This window comes from Nitrosopumilaceae archaeon AB1(1), from assembly GCA_033471095.1.
Taxonomy (GTDB): domain Archaea; phylum Thermoproteota; class Nitrososphaeria; order Nitrososphaerales; family Nitrosopumilaceae; genus Nitrosoabyssus; species Nitrosoabyssus spongiisocia.
Map to the genome: position 1 here is coordinate 738,455 of CP136752.1, position 17,481 is coordinate 755,935.

Annotated in this window: 17 protein-coding genes; 12 read left to right on the top strand and 5 right to left on the bottom strand. The window is 29.0% G+C overall.

Going from position 1 to position 17,481, the window contains the following annotated elements:
- Window positions 1–22: 22 nt before the first annotated feature.
- The 5 genes from R1F52_04415 (at window position 23) to R1F52_04435 (ending at window position 7,378) form a co-directional block, all read left to right on the top strand.
- On the top strand, window positions 23–1,006 hold the full coding sequence (locus tag R1F52_04415) for a hypothetical protein (protein ID WOV92370.1): 984 nt from the start codon (window positions 23–25) through the stop codon (window positions 1,004–1,006).
- On the top strand, window positions 999–2,066 hold the full coding sequence (locus R1F52_04420; GenBank protein WOV92371.1) for a hypothetical protein: 1,068 nt from the start codon (window positions 999–1,001) through the stop codon (window positions 2,064–2,066). Before R1F52_04415 ends, R1F52_04420 begins: the two co-directional genes overlap by 8 nt.
- A gap of 511 nt (window positions 2,067–2,577) precedes the next feature.
- Window positions 2,578–3,687 carry a Fic family protein gene (locus R1F52_04425; GenBank protein WOV92372.1) on the top strand — a complete coding sequence of 370 codons (1,110 nt, stop codon included), beginning with the start codon at window positions 2,578–2,580 and terminating at the stop codon, window positions 3,685–3,687.
- Between the two features lie 852 nt (window positions 3,688–4,539).
- On the top strand, window positions 4,540–5,649 hold the full coding sequence (locus R1F52_04430) for a tetratricopeptide repeat protein (protein ID WOV92373.1): 1,110 nt from the start codon (window positions 4,540–4,542) through the stop codon (window positions 5,647–5,649).
- Between the two features lie 640 nt (window positions 5,650–6,289).
- Complete coding sequence (locus R1F52_04435) at window positions 6,290–7,378, top strand: Fic family protein (protein ID WOV92374.1); 1,089 nt, start codon at window positions 6,290–6,292, stop codon at window positions 7,376–7,378.
- A 104-nt stretch (window positions 7,379–7,482) separates the two neighbouring features.
- On the opposite strand, the gene R1F52_04440 is transcribed toward R1F52_04435, so the two are convergent.
- The 3 genes from R1F52_04440 to R1F52_04450 form a co-directional block, all read right to left on the bottom strand.
- A complete protein-coding gene (locus R1F52_04440) occupies window positions 7,483–8,868 on the bottom strand; it encodes a P-loop NTPase fold protein (protein ID WOV92375.1) in 1,386 nt (461 codons plus the stop codon).
- Between the two features lie 151 nt (window positions 8,869–9,019).
- On the bottom strand, window positions 9,020–9,529 hold the full coding sequence (locus R1F52_04445; GenBank protein ID WOV92376.1) for a hypothetical protein: 510 nt from the start codon (window positions 9,527–9,529) through the stop codon (window positions 9,020–9,022).
- 10 nt (window positions 9,530–9,539) lie between these two features.
- On the bottom strand, window positions 9,540–9,824 hold the full coding sequence (locus tag R1F52_04450) for a hypothetical protein (protein WOV92377.1): 285 nt from the start codon (window positions 9,822–9,824) through the stop codon (window positions 9,540–9,542).
- Window positions 9,825–10,197: 373 nt separating this feature from the next.
- On the opposite strand from R1F52_04450, the gene R1F52_04455 reads away from it, so the two are divergent.
- The 3 genes from R1F52_04455 to R1F52_04465 all read left to right on the top strand — a co-directional run bounded on the left by R1F52_04455 (window position 10,198) and on the right by R1F52_04465 (window position 12,396).
- Complete coding sequence (locus R1F52_04455; protein ID WOV92378.1) at window positions 10,198–10,440, top strand: hypothetical protein; 243 nt, start codon at window positions 10,198–10,200, stop codon at window positions 10,438–10,440.
- A 591-nt stretch (window positions 10,441–11,031) separates the two neighbouring features.
- Entirely contained in the window at window positions 11,032–11,805 is a 774-nt protein-coding gene (locus R1F52_04460) for an AbiV family abortive infection protein (protein ID WOV92379.1), read from the top strand.
- A 222-nt stretch (window positions 11,806–12,027) separates the two neighbouring features.
- Window positions 12,028–12,396 (top strand): hypothetical protein, encoded by a 369-nt coding sequence (locus R1F52_04465; protein ID WOV92380.1) that lies wholly within the window; start codon window positions 12,028–12,030, stop codon window positions 12,394–12,396.
- Between the two features lie 43 nt (window positions 12,397–12,439).
- Here the strand turns inward: R1F52_04465 and R1F52_04470 are convergent, their stop codons facing one another.
- The gene (locus R1F52_04470) at window positions 12,440–12,583 is read right to left on the bottom strand and encodes a hypothetical protein (GenBank protein WOV92381.1); all 144 of its coding nucleotides are present in this window, start codon (window positions 12,581–12,583) and stop codon (window positions 12,440–12,442) included.
- Window positions 12,584–12,748: 165 nt separating this feature from the next.
- On the opposite strand from R1F52_04470, the gene R1F52_04475 reads away from it, so the two are divergent.
- Window positions 12,749–12,925, top strand: a complete 177-nt coding sequence (locus tag R1F52_04475; GenBank protein ID WOV92382.1) for an AbrB/MazE/SpoVT family DNA-binding domain-containing protein — start codon at window positions 12,749–12,751, stop codon at window positions 12,923–12,925.
- 168 nt (window positions 12,926–13,093) lie between these two features.
- Here the strand turns inward: R1F52_04475 and R1F52_04480 are convergent, their stop codons facing one another.
- Window positions 13,094–14,305 (bottom strand): PQQ-dependent sugar dehydrogenase, encoded by a 1,212-nt coding sequence (locus tag R1F52_04480; GenBank protein ID WOV92383.1) that lies wholly within the window; start codon window positions 14,303–14,305, stop codon window positions 13,094–13,096.
- Window positions 14,306–14,537: 232 nt separating this feature from the next.
- Between R1F52_04480 and R1F52_04485 the strand changes: the two genes are divergently transcribed.
- From R1F52_04485 to R1F52_04495, 3 genes are all read left to right on the top strand, one after another.
- Complete coding sequence (locus R1F52_04485; GenBank protein WOV92384.1) at window positions 14,538–15,347, top strand: type IV toxin-antitoxin system AbiEi family antitoxin; 810 nt, start codon at window positions 14,538–14,540, stop codon at window positions 15,345–15,347.
- Window positions 15,348–15,850: 503 nt separating this feature from the next.
- Window positions 15,851–16,876 (top strand): hypothetical protein, encoded by a 1,026-nt coding sequence (locus R1F52_04490; protein ID WOV92385.1) that lies wholly within the window; start codon window positions 15,851–15,853, stop codon window positions 16,874–16,876.
- A 388-nt stretch (window positions 16,877–17,264) separates the two neighbouring features.
- A complete protein-coding gene (locus tag R1F52_04495; protein WOV92386.1) occupies window positions 17,265–17,435 on the top strand; it encodes a hypothetical protein in 171 nt (56 codons plus the stop codon).
- Window positions 17,436–17,481: the final 46 nt, after the last annotated feature.

Genomic DNA, 17,481 nt, shown 5'->3' on the forward strand with positions numbered 1-17,481 from the left:
ATATACATTAGAGTAATATTTATTGGATAGACAATTAATAATTTTAGATATGAGTACACCAGAATTATTACAACAAATTCAAAATGGAATAGAAAAATATAAAGATTCAAAAATGGTGGCATTCCTTGGAGTAGCCGGATCTGGTAAAACTGTAATTAGTGCTATAACTGCTCGTACATTATTTAAATCATTTATTCCAAATAGTAATGGAAAATGGTTAGGTGTATACACGAGTGGAGATCAAAAAATTAATGATATAATTCGCGATATGAAACGTGGCAAGTTTCCACCACATACTCCAGGAGAGGAGTACCCCGATCTTACTATTGAGATACACAATACGGAAGGTGTACCGGTGAAATTTGAATTAAAATTGAACGATATGTCCGGAGAGAATTATGAAACATTTTTGGTCGATGCATATCCTGATATCGATGAAAGACTAAATACGATTCTCTCATGTGGTGCTGATTATCTTGCATTTGCAAAAAAATATGTGATTATAATTGACTGCGCAAAGATAGAAGATTGGGATACAGATATTGCATCTGTAAATAAGATGATTATGAATATTAGAAAAATAAAGAACAAAATACACCATTTCGATGAAGATGAAAAGATGAAGGAAACTATTGCGATAATTTTTAACAAATCAGATTTATTGTCTAGAGATAAACAAACGATTGCAGTAGTAGATGAATTATCTACAGACAAACAAGAAATTACAGTAGATGAATTATCTACAGACAAACAAGAAATTACAGTAGATGAATTATCTACAGACAACCAAGAAATTACAGTAGATGAATTGGCTGATTTATATCTTGGTTTAAAATCAAGTTTAACTATAAATGTACCAAAAAATAATTATACATTCTTTAAATTGTCAGTTCAATCGACTTCAATCGCCTCAAACAAATTAAAAGTAAAATTACCTTTATCATATACTGAATCAGAATATAATAAATTTATTTCATGGATTTTTGATGTAGATAGTAATGAATGAATTAAATATAGAACAATTTATTTATACAAGCACACATATTAAAAAAAGTGGATATCAGATTGTTGCACAAAGTGAAGGCATCACACGGAATATTATATCTCAATTAAAATTATATATGTATCCAATTGGGGTGGAACTAAAATTTTTTAAAGAATCAAGATCTTTGGTTTTACTTGAAGATGATCTAGTAGCATATAGTAGAATTAAAAATGTGGGGATTGGTCACGATGGTAGAAGCAATACATTGTATAATCACACAATGATTATTTCAAAAAATGATTTCAAAAAATGTAATAATGATAGTAGAATATTTGATGAGTATTATAGAGAAGATAGAAGAATTCGAAAATTATCAACACTAAGAATTGATTCTAAACAAGTACTAAATCCAACAAATCTAAATATAGCAATACCATTATTGAATGAAATTTTATATTCTATATTCACTGATAAAAAGATCGCCATTTTATTAGATGATCCAGAACTACCACAAAAAATTATTGCGTTTTTACCAATATCCATGCGTCTGATATCTTTCTCAACACATGTCGTAGATCCAAATAAACAATCAAAGTACAATTTTATTTTAAATGCTAAATTAAACAAATTTATAGTAAATGAAGATTACAAAATAATCTCTCCAGATAAAATATCACAAAATTATGAAGAGTCATCATTGAAGAAGAGTGTCTCAGATTATGTAAATTGGATTATACAATATGATCATAAAAAAATACAAGAAATCCATGATTTGTTTGAAAAAAATCCCGGTGATTCAAATAAAAATAAATTGATACTCGCAACTAATTACATACAATTTAAAGAATCTCTTGATAAAGAACAGAAATCTCAGTGTGCAAATAATATACTTGAAATACTAAAAGAATTTAACCCAATTATATTTAAAGAATATTTTGATAAAATTAAAAATTCATTAGAAAAATATCAAAAAATCGAAGACATGAAATTACCTCAAATAGATAGTTTCGAAAATTTTAACGAGGCACTATTTTATTATAGTAAATATTTAAAAAATATTGTCATATTGTTTGAAAAATAAAAAGCAAGAATGTCGATCAAAACTTAATTAATACTTGCATATAGAATATGTAAAAGATTATGCTCAAGAACTAGTAAACTAGTACTCTAAGCAATGGGCAATAGAGATTAGATATTCAGTACACAACATAGTAAGATCTCAAACTATTAGTAGTGATCCAGCCGTCCGAATATTTTATTTTCTGTATGGATTGCTGGTATGTAATGTGTGCACTGTTCAAAATGAGGGGCATTTGGCAGGGATGTTAAATCAGGGTTCATGAAAATTAAATTATTATGACTCTTATTCGTATACATATGTCCCGAGTTTAACACTAGACTGAAAAGTCCCGAGTTTTAATCAGTGTAATATTTTATCATCCTCTTGCAAAGACGCTAGATTCTTGAAGAGTATGTTTTGACTCCTTCCTTTGCAGATTTGAGGTAATTTAACTAATTTTTATAACCCCGTTGACTATAAGTTAACTAATGGTTAGTCTTAAATAACTAAATATGTATATAATTAGTTAATTATGACTCTAGTGAAAAAAACCATTAAAGGAAAAGTTTACTACTATTTTCAAGATTCTGTCAAACTTGATGGAGTCTATAAAGTGATCAATACTTGTGTATGCAGGGCGGATGCATCACAACACAAATTAGCAGAAGAAAAACATTCTGCACTTGCAATTCATTTACCAAAAATTTTCAAATTAATGTCTACTACATGGAAAAATCAATACAAATTTGATTTTTTTGCAGATTCTACCGATATGGATTATTTGAATAGTAATTTAGTTTTACAATCATTTCTTTTTACACATTTAAAAAAATTACTTGATCCACAAGAATTAGATGATTTTGAAAAAATATTGTTTGTAAAATATGTATATGGAACCACCGCAATTGAAGGAAATACATTGACAGAGGCTGAAGCATCTAAACTACTTGCAAGTAACCTTACTCCAAAGAATAAAACTATAAATGAAATATTTGAAGTTGGAAATTACAATCATATTAAAAAGTATATGAATGAATATTCTGGAAATATTACTGAAAAAATGATTTTACAAATTCATAAACTTTTGATGACTGGAATTTGTGGATATGATGGAAAATTAATCAATGCAGGAGAATATAGAACGAGTAGAGCAATACTTTTGGAAATTGAACATACTCCATCTCCGCCAGAAATGATTTCTTCCCAACTAAAACTCCTTGTTGCTGAATATACAAGTAAATTAAAGGATGGAATTCACCCATTTGAGGCTGCCTCGTATTTCCATCAGAAATTTGAAGAGATTCATCCATTTCAAGATGGTAATGGTAGAGTGGGAAGAGAATTACTCAATTATATGTTGGTAAAAGAAGGATTTCCACCAATCTATATTACTCCAGAATATCGAACTGAATATCTAAATTCATTAGTTCAAGGAAATACTGATAAGTATATTCCATTATTTACTTTTTTGTTAACACGAATGGGTGCAACATTTTCATATTTTTTTACTAAAACTAACCTGTATTCACTTTTCAAAAATGATAATATGAGAAAAATTATGAACGATATGGTTGGAGAGGAAACATACAAAACAATTTTGGCTGAGTTGGAAGAAACATCAAAGAAAATAAAACTACCTTGATGAGGTTCTGTAACATCTTTGGGAATTATTCATAGAACCATAGAGAAGAAATAGTTGAAACACTTGATAATGTACATAACCGCTAGTTCGAACATTTATTAATGAGATGGTCATTTAATATACATGGGATATTATGTAAAGGGTGATTGATATCATAAAGACCCACCCAAATGTAATTTAAGCACATCTAATGCTAAATACACATCAAGTACGCCTAGTGGAAAAGAAAAATGTAATATTTGCTTTGGTCTTATAACAAGGTAAATTCATTCTAACATATTTATATTATTTTTTGTCAATAAATAACTAATCTTTGTTTATTATCTTTACAAAGTGGTTTAACCGAAATCATGATATTATTGGCTATTGTGTATTGTAAACAATAAAAAATAAACCTCCAAAAATCAAAAATGTTGGAATATACTTTGCTAGACACGGAATATTGCATACAATTGCTATCCATGATATAGAGCAAAAATCTGATCTTACCAAGATTGTAAAATGGTTTGAATCGATTGCAGAACAATTAAAAAAAATGGAAAATAATTAATCAAATACGTAGAGATTACAAATATGAATTGCGATATGTGAAGTACGAGATTGTTCTATAGGTGTTTCTGCCAATCTGAACGAACACTATTCTGTTCACAATTTGGGTGATTTCACAAGGGAGTTCAATTAGGATATGTCTTGAATAGTTTATGTGTTCAACTAGTTTTGTTTTAGTAAAATGTATGCTGTCATATTTAATTAGGATTTTATTAACTCATAACAATAATTTTTCATTGGAAAGAAGAACAACACCACCACTCACACATAATCTTATAAATCAAGAATTTACGAATGTAATGGATGGAGTTTTTTTCGTTAAGAAATCTACTAAATACAGAGAAACAACATGAAAAACATTATGTAATTATACGACTTGTTACTGTATTTGAACAATTTTGTAGACAAATAATATCTGAACAAATTAAAAATAAAAAATTTAAAAAACTCCCTAATGAAATAACTTTAAAAAGTCAGTCTCTTGATAATTTAAAAATACTTTCAAAGGAACTTATAATTTCATCATCATACTCATTTCAAAGTGTAAATTCTATTTCTAATCTTAAAGATTATGATATACAAATTGTTGATGATGATCTATTAGCAGACATGGACAAATTGTTTACAAGTAGACATGATGTAGTACATACTGTAATGCCTACCAAATATAATATAAATAACGGCTATGATATAACTGAAAAACTTATTCTTGACATATTAGAAAAATCAGTTCTTGGATGTCAATCTTTTTATGCGTTTAAAGGAAATTATTTGTCTAATACTAATAGTAAAATGGCATTAGAATGTTATGATGAAGCCATTGCTTTAAATCCAAATTATGTTGAAGCATGGGTTGGAAAAGGCATCGTATTATTCTATACAGATAAATTTAAAGAAGCATTAAATCTCTTTGAGAACTCTCTTACTTTAAAACCAAATTATGTTGATGCGTGGCTTTGGAAAATATATACATTATGTAAATTAGGCAAATTTGATGAAGCGTTAGAGAGTGCTAACAAAGCCATTGCTTTAGATCCAAATTATGGTGAAGCATGGGTTGGAAAAGGTATCGTGTTATACTATATGGATAAATTTAAAGAAGCACTAGAGATTTTTGAAAAATCTATTACTTTAATACCAGATAATGTCGGACCGTGGCTTTGGGAAATAGATGTATTACGTAAATTAGGCAAATTTGATGAAGCGTTAGAGGGTGCTAACAAAGCTATTACTTTAAAACCAGATTCTGCTGAAGCGTGGAATCATAAAGGAATGATATTATCCAACCTTCAAAAATTTGAAGAGTCACTAAAATGCTTTGAGAAAGCTATTACCTTAAAACCAACTTATGTTGAAGCAATACAAGGTCGGAATACTGCATTATCTAATCTTGGTAAACGTGATTCTATGTAATTATCGTACACTGTTCCCAATTCGACGCTTTTTGGAATCTTGCTCAACTAGGAATTTATTATAGAATATTTTGGGAGGGAATTGTTAAACATAAAGAGTCGAATTGAACATTAAATTGAAAAGATCTAAGTTTGGAAAAATATAAAAAATTACATATGCATATTAATAGTTGCATAATTTATTTTTAAAAAGAAGATTACTTGTGTGGATTATCGCCTGATGGATTATCATTTTTACTAGCTCCACCAGAATTTCCGTCGCCGCCACCTTTGCCAGCTTGTAAACATTTCATACTATATTTTATTACTATAACTATATAAGATTTTTTTTTAAGAATTATACCGTTCAAAATGAGGGGTATTTGGCAGGGGTGTTAAATCAGGGTTCATGAAAATTAAATTATTATGACTCTTATTCGTATACATATGTCCCGAGTTTAACACTAGACTGAAAAGTTCAGAGTTTTGAGCAGTGTATAATGTTTTATCATCCTCTTGTAAAGACGCTAGATTCTTGAAGAGTATGTTTTGACTCCTTCCTTTGTAGATTTAGAGCATTAACTAATTTTTACAATATCGTTAACTAAAAGTTAACTAATGATTAGTCTTAAATAACTAAATATGTATATAATTAGTTAATTATGACTCTAGTGAAAAAAACCATTAAAGGAAAAGTTTACTACTATTTTCAAGATTCTGTCAAACTTGATGGAGTCTATAAAGTGATCAATACTTGTGTATGCAGGGCGGATGCATCACAACACAAATTAGCAGAAGAAAAACATTCTGCACTTGCAATTCATTTACCAAAAATTTTCAAATTAATGTCTACTACATGGAAAGACCAATACAAATTTAATTTTTTTGCAGATTCTATCGATATAGATTTTTATAATAATGTTTTAGCTTTACAATCATTTATTTTTACACATTTAAAAAAATTACTTGATCCACAAGAATTAGAGGATTTTGAAAAAATATTGTTTATAAAATATGTATATGGAACCACCGCAATTGAAGGAAATACATTGACAGAGATTGAAGCATCTAGACTACTTGCAAGTAACCTTACTCCGAAGAATAAAACTATAAATGAAATATTTGAAGTTGGAAATTACAATCATATTAAAAAGTATATGGATGGATATTCTGGAAATATTACTGAAAAAATGATTTTACAAATTCATAAACTTTTGATGACTGGAATTTGTGGATATGATGGAAAATTAATCAATGCAGGAGAATATAGAACGAGTAAAGCAATACTTTTGGGAATTGAATATACTCTACCTCCGCCAGAAATGATTTCTTCCCAACTGAAACTCCTTGTTGCTGAATATACAAGTAAATTAAAGGATGGAATTCACCCATTTGAAGCTGTCTCATATTTCCATCAGAAATTTGAAGAGATTCATCCATTTCAAGATGGTAATGGTAGAGTGGGAAGAGAATTACTCAATTATATGTTGATAAAAGAAGGATTTCTGCCAATCTATATTACTCCAGAGAATAGAACTGAATATCTAAATTCATTAGTTCAAGGAAATACTGGCGAGTATATTCCATTATTTACTTTTTTGTTTACACGAATGGATGCAACATTTTCATATTTTCTTACTAAAACTAGCTTGTACTCACTTTTCAAAAATGATAATATGAGAAAAATTATGAGCGATATGATCGGGGAGAAAACATACAAAACAATTTTGGCTGAGTTGGAAGAAACATAGAAGAAAATAAAACTACCTTGATGATATTCTGTAACATCTTTGGGTGTTATTCATAGAATTATGGAGAAGAAATAATTGAAACATTTGATGAATGTTATGGAACCTCAAACCATATTATTTAAAATATTTGTTATTCTACGGTAATACTTAGTGATAGTATTGTATCTTGTACTTTTGTTAAATTCTAGTGGGAAATCTTTATTAAATTCTAACTCAAAATCATTGGCAAGCTCTGATAAAATTTTAAATAATTCTGACTCTTTTTCTATTTTTAGTAATAACTCATATACTTCATGTGTCATAATTTCTGGTAGAATTTTTATATCTTGTAATTTGAAAGTATTCATTCCTTCTCTTCTTGGTTTAAAAGCAAACACTAATTTTTTTAAATTTTCAAATATTTCACATTTATTACATAATGTGGATACTGTGATTAAATTACTCGGTTTGCGTTGAATCTCTCTAGCAAAATCTGGATGATATGATACCAATAATATCCAGCAACATAATATCCTAAAATTAAATAAGAACTTTATGTTTATTACTTCCACCGAACTTCCTTCATCTGCCCAAGTTAGCAAATTAACATATACCAGATTTAACATTCGTTTTATTTTTCGTGGGTTATATGGTAAAATATTTACTAAAATGTCAACATAAACCTGATCAAATGTGGGTATCAATTTAAAAATGAATGTTTCTATTTGTGTAGGTGATTTTTCGGGTAATGGAATTATAAGTGGAAATAACTTTTCTAAGTATTCCCTACCTTCGTTCTTTCCCAAATCTGAACTATATCTTAATTCTAATGCCCTTTCTAGTCTCAATATATCAACAGCAATTACAACAATAGTATTTTTAACAATCGTAAATAATTTAATAGATTCTAGAATTTTTATAATATTTTCGGCAGAACATCGATCTAAATCATCTATGAATATAATTATTTTCTCGTCTCCGATTAATTCTTCCAATTGAGATGTTAACGTTTCAACATCAGTAATATTTTTTGCATAATCATCAAAATTTTTCTGTAAATCCTCAAGACTAATACTTAGAAAATTTCGAAGAGTTACATCTGTAACTAATTTAACAATATTAAATAATTTTTTATTATTTTTATCTTTTTCTCCACCAACCTCATTTTTAATTTTTACGAATAATGAAATTGTAACATCCATTTTTTCATATTCCAATGGATTAAATAAAATTAATTTTTGCTTTTGATTCTTTTCTTTGATTTCATCACGGATCATTTTCAAAACTGTAGTTTTACCCATGCCCCAAGGAGCATTAATTGCAATAGTAAATGGAGTTATAGCCCCTTGATCCAGTAAATGTGAACAAATATTCTCCGCAAATTCTTGAGAACCAAAAGTATCTTTTGTTGTGCCAGGTTGATCAGATAGTAATTTCATACTTTCTAAAATCTGATCGATTTTTAGATTTAATCTCTTATTATTATAATGAGCTCGGCGTCTAGGTTGCATTGACCTCAAATAAAATCCAATTCTATTTAATTTTTGTCATAATTATAATTTAAAAATGGTTGTATTTGAGGTTCTGTAACTCTTCGACGCATATTCTCAAATGGAATTTATTTCAAAAATATGAAAACTTGTGTTCATAGTCTAATCAAAATTAAATATATGGATATATTTTGTCAAAGTAATGTATATTATTTATAAATTTGAGTATATTAACCAATTTATAATTTTTATTAATATTTACAATTTTTGGCTTATCTACCATTTCTAACTGTAAAGGATGTTTAGAACCATAAAACGGTGCAACCGCAATACGAAATTCATTTTCAAATTTGAATTTATTAGGTTTGGAAAATATATTCCTAAACATTTCATCATTACTAATACCACGTAATTTATCAAAGTCATTACTGTCAGTATTTATTTTTTTGTTACAATGTAATATTAAACTCTTTTCAGACACATATTTTATCTGTTCAGCAAAATATCCTACTTGGAATTCAGGATCATTCAACTTAAACAATTCTTTGTGTTTTGATTGAAAATCATCCTTTGTAAGTGACGCAGCATAAATTTCACGCAAGTATAGTGCAAATAACTTTATGAAATCATCAGTAATTGTCCAGTATGAATTCGTGTTAAAATGTTTTTTATATGAATTCAAGATATCAGAATTAAGTACCGGACAGTAAGATAAGTCTAAATATGTGAATATTTGCATCTATAGAATTTGTAATGGTGTATCGTTTTACATTCTTATTCCAAGGTATATCGAATTTAGACGTATCTTTTTTATCTATAATTTTCATATTACGCATTATTTTTTCCAACTTTCCTTCTGTAGGATCCTTTCGTATGTCTGACTCACACTTCTTTCTATATTCATGTAATGTACCAAATTTTATTGTGTTACAATTTTTAGTTATATCATATTCCTCATCACAAAACTTAACATACATGCAAACAACAAACTATCAGTGCTATAATTATTTTTCTAGCACATTCTAAAATCTCTGTGATGTTTGAGGAGTATGTGAAATTCGCTTCAAAAATACAAATTGAGTTTTATTTGTTGTTATAGAGAATGATCATATCTACGATTAAATTCCAGTCTTTAGGTTATACTTGAGATAAATTTTACAAATTCTTTGATATTCTAAATCTTACACAATCTCCATAATGTTCTGTTAAGATAGCAAGACCTTGGAAATGCTTATTAGTAAATTTTGAAAATTACAAATAATGAATATTGATGTCTTTTGGAATTATTGTAAAGATATTCCCCAAAACACAGAAATGAAGACAAAACCTCGCAATAAATTGTTTTATTTTGTGAAATTACGTACAAATATCCATATTCAAACAGGTTCTACAAAAAGTGATTCCATAATTACTAGATCTCAATGTGAGTATCTGTGGATGAGAAGAAAAGGGCAGTCTATCAAATCATGGGAACATACTTTGGTCAATGAAAATAACAGCATAGGTGTAACACCTTACATACGTGTAACATCTTACATACGTGGATTGGTGTTTTATGTAATGGATCATACAGAGGATCAAATAACTGAATAGTAATTTATTTTTCAAGATATTCTAGTTTAAATATATTATGAATGAGATGAAAAATAAGCTCTAACCATATTCAGAAACAAATATTATAAAATATTGTAACATGTCAAATAACACTCTAACTCGGAATGTAGAATACATACTATCTTTATTGAAAAAATACTAAGTTTAATTCTCTAATCTTAATTTGTGTCACATAATAATATTATGGGACAAAAATGTATGATCTCATGTCTAATGACTCGCAACGTATACTTTTCCATTATTTACACATGAAATTTTGGTGGACCTGACATCATATCAAAAATATGGCATAACAACGAAGTCATTTATATGAAAATACAAAACTTCGTTAGAATGTGAACAAAATATAAATATTTGAAGAATGTATGTTTACTCGTTTACTCTATCTCTTGTCATAGGTAATTTAATACGGATACATTGTGTAAATCATCAGTCACCTTACAGTCATAGAGTTGGTTCTGTTGCATCTTCGGGTGCTATTAATGATTCTGATAAATATGCTATAAAATATAGGTTACTTCTAAAAACGTCATGTGTAATTTTAAATATATTGACTTTTTAAATTTAATCATGTCTGATGGTTCTAAAATTCATATTTTCCATAGAGAGATATGGGATGGTATTAGACATAGTTCAAAATATGCAAAATCTTTAATGGATCATAGTGACATATTGCGTAAAAATTGTGAATATCAGTCAGCGATTTCATTAGCATGTTTATCTTTTGAAGAATCATCTAAATGTGCACAGCTATGTAAGTTTCATTTTGAGAAAAAAGACATTACAAAAGATTACTGGGATAATAATTTGCATAGTCATAAAGGGAAAACAAAATACTTTACCGAGCAATTATTATCACAGCAATCTTTGACTCGTGATGAATATGAGCAAACAATTAAGGGATTGAAAAATACTGCTATTACCTATGATCAACAAACGTCATCACATTATGCGAATTTATTCAAGAAATTAGATATCTATGCTCGTAATTTTCACAAATTGAAATTATTATGTTTTTATTCTAATTGGGATGAAACCAATAAGAAATGGATTAGTTTTGAGGATATACCTGATAAAGAACATCTTGCTGATTTTGTTATAGATCATAGTAAAATGTTTCGTTATTTGAGTATGTTTAATGTTGAACGACTTGTTGTATCCGATTTTACGTTAGTACCAGATATAAAATATTGTAGCAAATGTAACAAAATCTGTATGGATACTGACAAATGTAGTAATTGTAATATTGTGCAATTGGATTCTGATTCTGAGGACAAGGATCAGGAGCAGTGTAACAAAGCAATGAATGATTTTATTAAAAATTTTGCCCCAAAAATTAAATAATACTATAATCATGCAAACTTACATTTTGTATCAGTCCTCCACTTGTTACGACCTTCAATAATTATCTTTTTTCCTCAAACGATCTTTTGCCACAATACTAGGTTCTGTTACATCTTCAGGATCTAAACGTAAACAATATTAATAAAGATATCTCGATCTGGTACTGTTAAGATAGCGAGACCCGTTCACAAAATGTAAATAATATGATAATGTTGGGAAGTTATGAATTTTGAAAAATATTGGTATAAATTAAAAAAAGATACGAATGGTGAACCAGTACAAGTCGATACATTTAATGGTAAACCCACTGCTTATGATTTTAAATCAAGTAATAAAATAACTGGACATCCTACGGAATCTGGTAATGACTTTCTGTGTTATTATAAATTTGTGTCAGAAGATGAAGTAGTATTTACAACTTCTGTTGATGGGGAAGTTTCGATTACCAAACAACAATTTGAAAAAGTTTGGAATGATTTTAAAGTATCAGACAAGACAACACGGTATGATAAAATACCATCTGATCCTGAGATTAGAGTATTAGTCATCAAACATTTGATTGAGCACATAAAACCTAACACGATAGAATAGATAGATTTCATTTCCCAACATCTGAATTCTGAATCATGATTTTTCATTTGTTTTTCTCTGTGATTTTAATTCCTGCAACTTCTGCGGGTGTCATACCATTCAATGCACTATGCTTTTTTGTGAAATTGTAATACACTTTCATTCCCTCTAAAACGGGTGTATTTATTTTCTTAAGACCACGAAACATTTTTTCACTATCTCTAATTTCAGCATTAAATCTTACCATCTTGTTGTTGTTTCTGTCTCGATAGATTTTGAATTTGTAGGAGAATGTGCTTGGTGAGTGGCACTCGAAGATGCAACAGAATCATAAAGTTATCTGTTTATAGGCAAGAAACTTCTTATTTTATGAATGAGTAAATCTATGTTAAAAATAGTTTACGTATCAGAAAAAGGTCAAATCACAATACCTAGAGAAATTCAAAAACTACTTGGCATTAAAAAAGGAGATAAATTAATCCTTACTGCGAAAAACGAAAAAATCTTGATTCAAAAAGCTTACAACCATAAAAAAACACATGATGAATGATTTTGATGATCTCTTACGATATTCTGAATTATCAGTTGCAAAATTATGGAATAATAAGAAAGACAACATTTGGGAAAAATATCTAGCCTAGTACAAAAGAGAAATCTGTCTTGTAAATTACTTTCTTCAACATGTATAATTATACTTTGTAATTTATCATACTCAATTTTATTCTGAGGTTTGTATCCATCCTCTATTTTCTAAAACTTGAACATGTAATAAAAACACACAAACCTCCTCACCACCAAGTCTTAGCATCTGAATACAATCACCTCTGCATTTGTCCAATTCTACCCCTTGAGTAATTCTCAATAGTTTGTCATCTCCTTCTTGTGGAGTACCACGCGAGTCTCTGTTACTTGTCAATATGTACAAATCCCCATCTGGTCCAATAGTAGCATCACGTAATCTGCCGAACTCATTCAATATTGGTATACTTGATTTTACTACCCCACTAGTATCAACATCTATCACTCTCAAGTGCTTGCCGTATAGTGTTGCAACAATAAATTTACCACTCAAGGATTCTATATTTTCAGAGGTGTAAAACACTGCCCCTGATGGTGCCCATGTCTCATCTTTGGTATCTAATACTGGACGTATGGTATCATCAAATTCGTCTGTGAATATACTAGGCCAGCCATAATCCTGTCCTGCATGTATGACATTTATCTCATCATGTGCTCTTTTGCCAAATTCTCCAGACGGTCCGTGCTCTGTAATTAGTAGTGTACCGTTATGATTCCAGTCTAACCCTTGAGGATTTCTGTGACCATACGAGTATACTGGAGAGTTTGTAAATGGGTTGTCCTGTGGTATGGTTCCATCAGGATTTATTCGTAGAATTTTCCCTGCCAGTGAGTTTATGTCTTGAGATAATTGTGGCTTTTGTGCATCTCCAGTAGTGATGTATAATTTTCCATCAGGTCCGAATTTTATTCGTCCTCCGTTGTGTACGGCTGACCCTGGTATATCATCAATGATTGTTTGTTCATCTGATATGGTATCATTGATGAGGGTGTATCTTGTTACTTTGTTTTTGATGTCAAATATTTCTTGATACGTCATGTAGATATAGATGTAATTATTTTGTTGGAATGTTGGACTAGATGTTATTCCCAACAGACCTCCTTCTGTTGTGAATGGAAATCCGAGTACAGGTATTTTAATTATACTGGTTCGGGATTGATTGATTATTATTAAATTTCCTCCTCTCTCAGAAATTATTATTCTGTCATCCGGGGTAAAGACTACTGACCACGGAGCTTTTAAATCATTCACAATAGTTTCTGTTTGATACTCTGCTAATACTGGTTGAGTCGTGATTGTATAAATTAGAATTATTACTAGTATACTTGAAATGATTTTGGATAAAGACATTTCAAACATATATGATATTATTTAATCCATATTCAATGATAAATATATCTCAGTTTCATTAGATACTGAATCATTCTACCTATTGTCTAGCTAGTTTCTGATTAGACATACTGTATGATAATCTCAGAGAGATCTATTATCTCGGAGCAGGATAAAAGCACGTTGGGAATCGTTGGTATTGAGTATAAAATTTATATTTTATGTAGCGATACTTCCCTTTTAAGGAAGTATCATGACACAAAATATTAATTTAGAACTGAAACTATTACTCACTTTGGAAGAGAAAGAATTATCATCATTTACCATTAATGATGCAAAGGATATCCTAAAAACCTCATCATCTTCTGTGTGGCATGTTTTGTATAGATTGGTACAAAAGAGAAGAATACATCGAATCGAACGTGGCAAATATCTGTTAATTCCTGCCAAAGCTGGTGTAGAGGGGAATTGGTCTGAATATTTTCAAATACTATTACCAAATCTTATTGATGTTTATTATATTGGATTTTACACTGCTATGGATTATTGGAATATGACTGAACAAATCCCTCAAACTGTTTTCGTTGCAACCACTAAAAGAAAACAAGATTTAGAATTTGGCTATCAAAATTATAAATTCATAACATTATCTGAAAAGAAATTTTTTGGTTTTGTACAAGAGAAAATATACAAAGATAACTATTTCAATATCTCTTCTAAAGAAAAGACAATCATAGATGGTCTAACACATCCTGAATATTGTGGAGGATTAGTAGAGGTTCTCAAGGCTATGTGGAATGCACGTGAAGAACTTGATTGGGGAATAGTTGTTAAAATGGCAGAACAGATAAAAATTGATGTTGTTTTAAAACGATTAGGATATCTACTCTCAATTCTTGATATTGAAAAAAATATTTCAGAGGAAATTAAAAATAAAATAAATAAAACTTCCTATCATTATCTTGATTATACGACTATTGCACCCAAAGTTGAGACTTCAAAAGATTATAAGTTAATAATAAATAAATCAAAAACTAGGTTGCTTGATTGGATGGATAATTGATGAATACTCAATCCTTTAAATCATTAGAAACTAAGGTCAAGAGATTATACGATGAATTCTATTGAACTTGTAATAAATTTGTAATTTTTATGCCCTGAATTTACGTGAAAACACTGTGATTGTGTCTATTTATAAACAAAGTCGTAATGTGTTGTTATTTTATAAAAAACAATAATCAAAAAAAAAAAAAAAAAAGAAATGTGGTTATCAATCTTGATAACCATCATATTCGTCATTGTTTGGATTACATTGGTCGGAATGGTTGTCTAGGTCATCTTGGTCCCCAGTTCCACCATAACCACCAATGCTAATGTTGGTATTAGTCATAATTTTATATGAATTTCATTTTATTAAAACCAATTGAGGAATTGCCTACTAATTTTTGAATATAGATTATAGGCCAATTCTATAAACCGCCTACTAAACTTTCACCTTGTTCAAACTGTGTTAATTTAAATCTATAATACAAATGACCTATATTTGACCATTAAATTTTATGTACATTGACACGAACAAATTCATCAATTGATCGTCAAGATTTCATAATACATTTAATTTTAAAATTACCGGGTATAAACCAGAGCCAAATAAGAGATGCGCTTAAAAATAAAAATACAAAAGCGCATGCCACAGTAGATAAGGAGATTACAACATTACTTAATCTGGGATTAGTCAAATGCGTCAATAGGGGCAAAAGTAATCACTACTATATTGTAGGTGCAGAGAATTATGATTCACATTTACATGATATTATTAGGAAAATTAATGATATAGTTGCTAAAATTAAACCAATTATTCCAAATCATCAAAATGATTCCAAAGAGATTCTTTATAACAGCCTAACAAGTATTCAAGCAAATCTACAACGAGCATATGGGCGTTTGATAGAAAACAAGAATGAATCTGACATAAGCGAATCTGAAGATTATTACCTTCACGATATTAACGAATATTCAATATACGAAATCGATGAAATCCAACAGTATGTTAATAAATCACAAGATCTTAATAAAGAAATTAAATCTTTAAAAGACAAACTACAAAAAGAAATTAAATCTTTAAGAGACAAACTACAAAAAAATATTTCAAATAAATTACAAAATCAAACAAAGAATCCTTCATGTAATGATATTATTGTCATTCAGACCAAAATTAACAAGAATCTTGAGGATTTAGTACATTATGTAGATGTCATTCCTCGTATCATGAGCATGGAACAAGAGTATATACTTGAAAAATTATTATGTGAAAGTGTCATACCACACGAAGTTATGAAAAATATAGCATCACTAGCCAAAATAAAAAAAATTATGCATGATAAAAATATTCCTATAACACATGATTTTGAATCTCTATTATCATATTTTCATAAATCTCTAAAACCGATAAAAAAAGATATGTTTATCCAAAAACTTGTAGATACAAAAAAATTTACCAAAGAAGACGCAATTAATCTATTACATCGACAATCATTATTTACAATTAATGGCAATAAAATTTATCCAACATTTTCTTGGTTATTCAGATAGCCAATATGACTAATATGTGGAAAACACAGATATTTCTCTCATCAATAATATGTAATAAATTTATGTAGACATTTTTAAATCTTAAGTTTTTATTTTTACCCTCTCTAAAATTTGGATACGTATAGAGTTTCATTTAAATCTCTTACCTATGTACTGTTAGATGAAAGAATATTTATTAAAATATAGTAGGTCTAGCTGATTACAATATAACTTCGGCTCGGACTCACAGTGGGTTCTGGTCTACAATTGATGGTAGAGATTTATCGGGTGCTTACTAAACCACTCCATTATTTTTTTATATGAAAGACATTTAGACACAGCCGTATCTACTATGAAAACAATAATTACAGTGGTAGTGATTAACAAAGAATTGTAAGGATTAATGGTATTGATCAATGGCAACAGCAAAAAATTTGTAATTATGATAGATGAGGGAACACTTGTAATGCTTGATAATGCTATTTCCTTTGATTTTTTATTGAATTTTTTTTTATGCTCAAATAATTTTGAAATGAAAAAAGCTAGAGCTGGTACAGTAAGAATTAATCCTGATTCATAATTTTCCGGTATATTTAAAAAATTAAAGCTGTAGAATTCAATTGTAT

Excerpts from the sequence above, each read along its gene's own strand:
- R1F52_04420 (WOV92371.1), top strand. The coding sequence starts at position 999 with ATGAATGAATTAAATATAGAACAATTTATTTATACAAGCACACATATT.
- R1F52_04425 (WOV92372.1), top strand. The coding sequence starts at position 2,578 with ATGACTCTAGTGAAAAAAACCATTAAAGGAAAAGTTTACTACTATTTT.
- R1F52_04430 (WOV92373.1), top strand. The coding sequence starts at position 4,540 with ATGGAGTTTTTTTCGTTAAGAAATCTACTAAATACAGAGAAACAACAT.
- R1F52_04435 (WOV92374.1), top strand. The coding sequence starts at position 6,290 with ATGACTCTAGTGAAAAAAACCATTAAAGGAAAAGTTTACTACTATTTT.
- R1F52_04440 (WOV92375.1), bottom strand. The coding sequence starts at position 8,868 with ATGCAACCTAGACGCCGAGCTCATTATAATAATAAGAGATTAAATCTA.
- R1F52_04450 (WOV92377.1), bottom strand. The coding sequence starts at position 9,824 with ATGTATGTTAAGTTTTGTGATGAGGAATATGATATAACTAAAAATTGT.
- R1F52_04460 (WOV92379.1), top strand. The coding sequence starts at position 11,032 with ATGTCTGATGGTTCTAAAATTCATATTTTCCATAGAGAGATATGGGAT.
- R1F52_04465 (WOV92380.1), top strand. The coding sequence starts at position 12,028 with ATGAATTTTGAAAAATATTGGTATAAATTAAAAAAAGATACGAATGGT.
- R1F52_04470 (WOV92381.1), bottom strand. The coding sequence starts at position 12,583 with ATGTTTCGTGGTCTTAAGAAAATAAATACACCCGTTTTAGAGGGAATG.
- R1F52_04475 (WOV92382.1), top strand. The coding sequence starts at position 12,749 with ATGAGTAAATCTATGTTAAAAATAGTTTACGTATCAGAAAAAGGTCAA.
- R1F52_04480 (WOV92383.1), bottom strand. The coding sequence starts at position 14,305 with ATGTCTTTATCCAAAATCATTTCAAGTATACTAGTAATAATTCTAATT.
- R1F52_04485 (WOV92384.1), top strand. The coding sequence starts at position 14,538 with ATGACACAAAATATTAATTTAGAACTGAAACTATTACTCACTTTGGAA.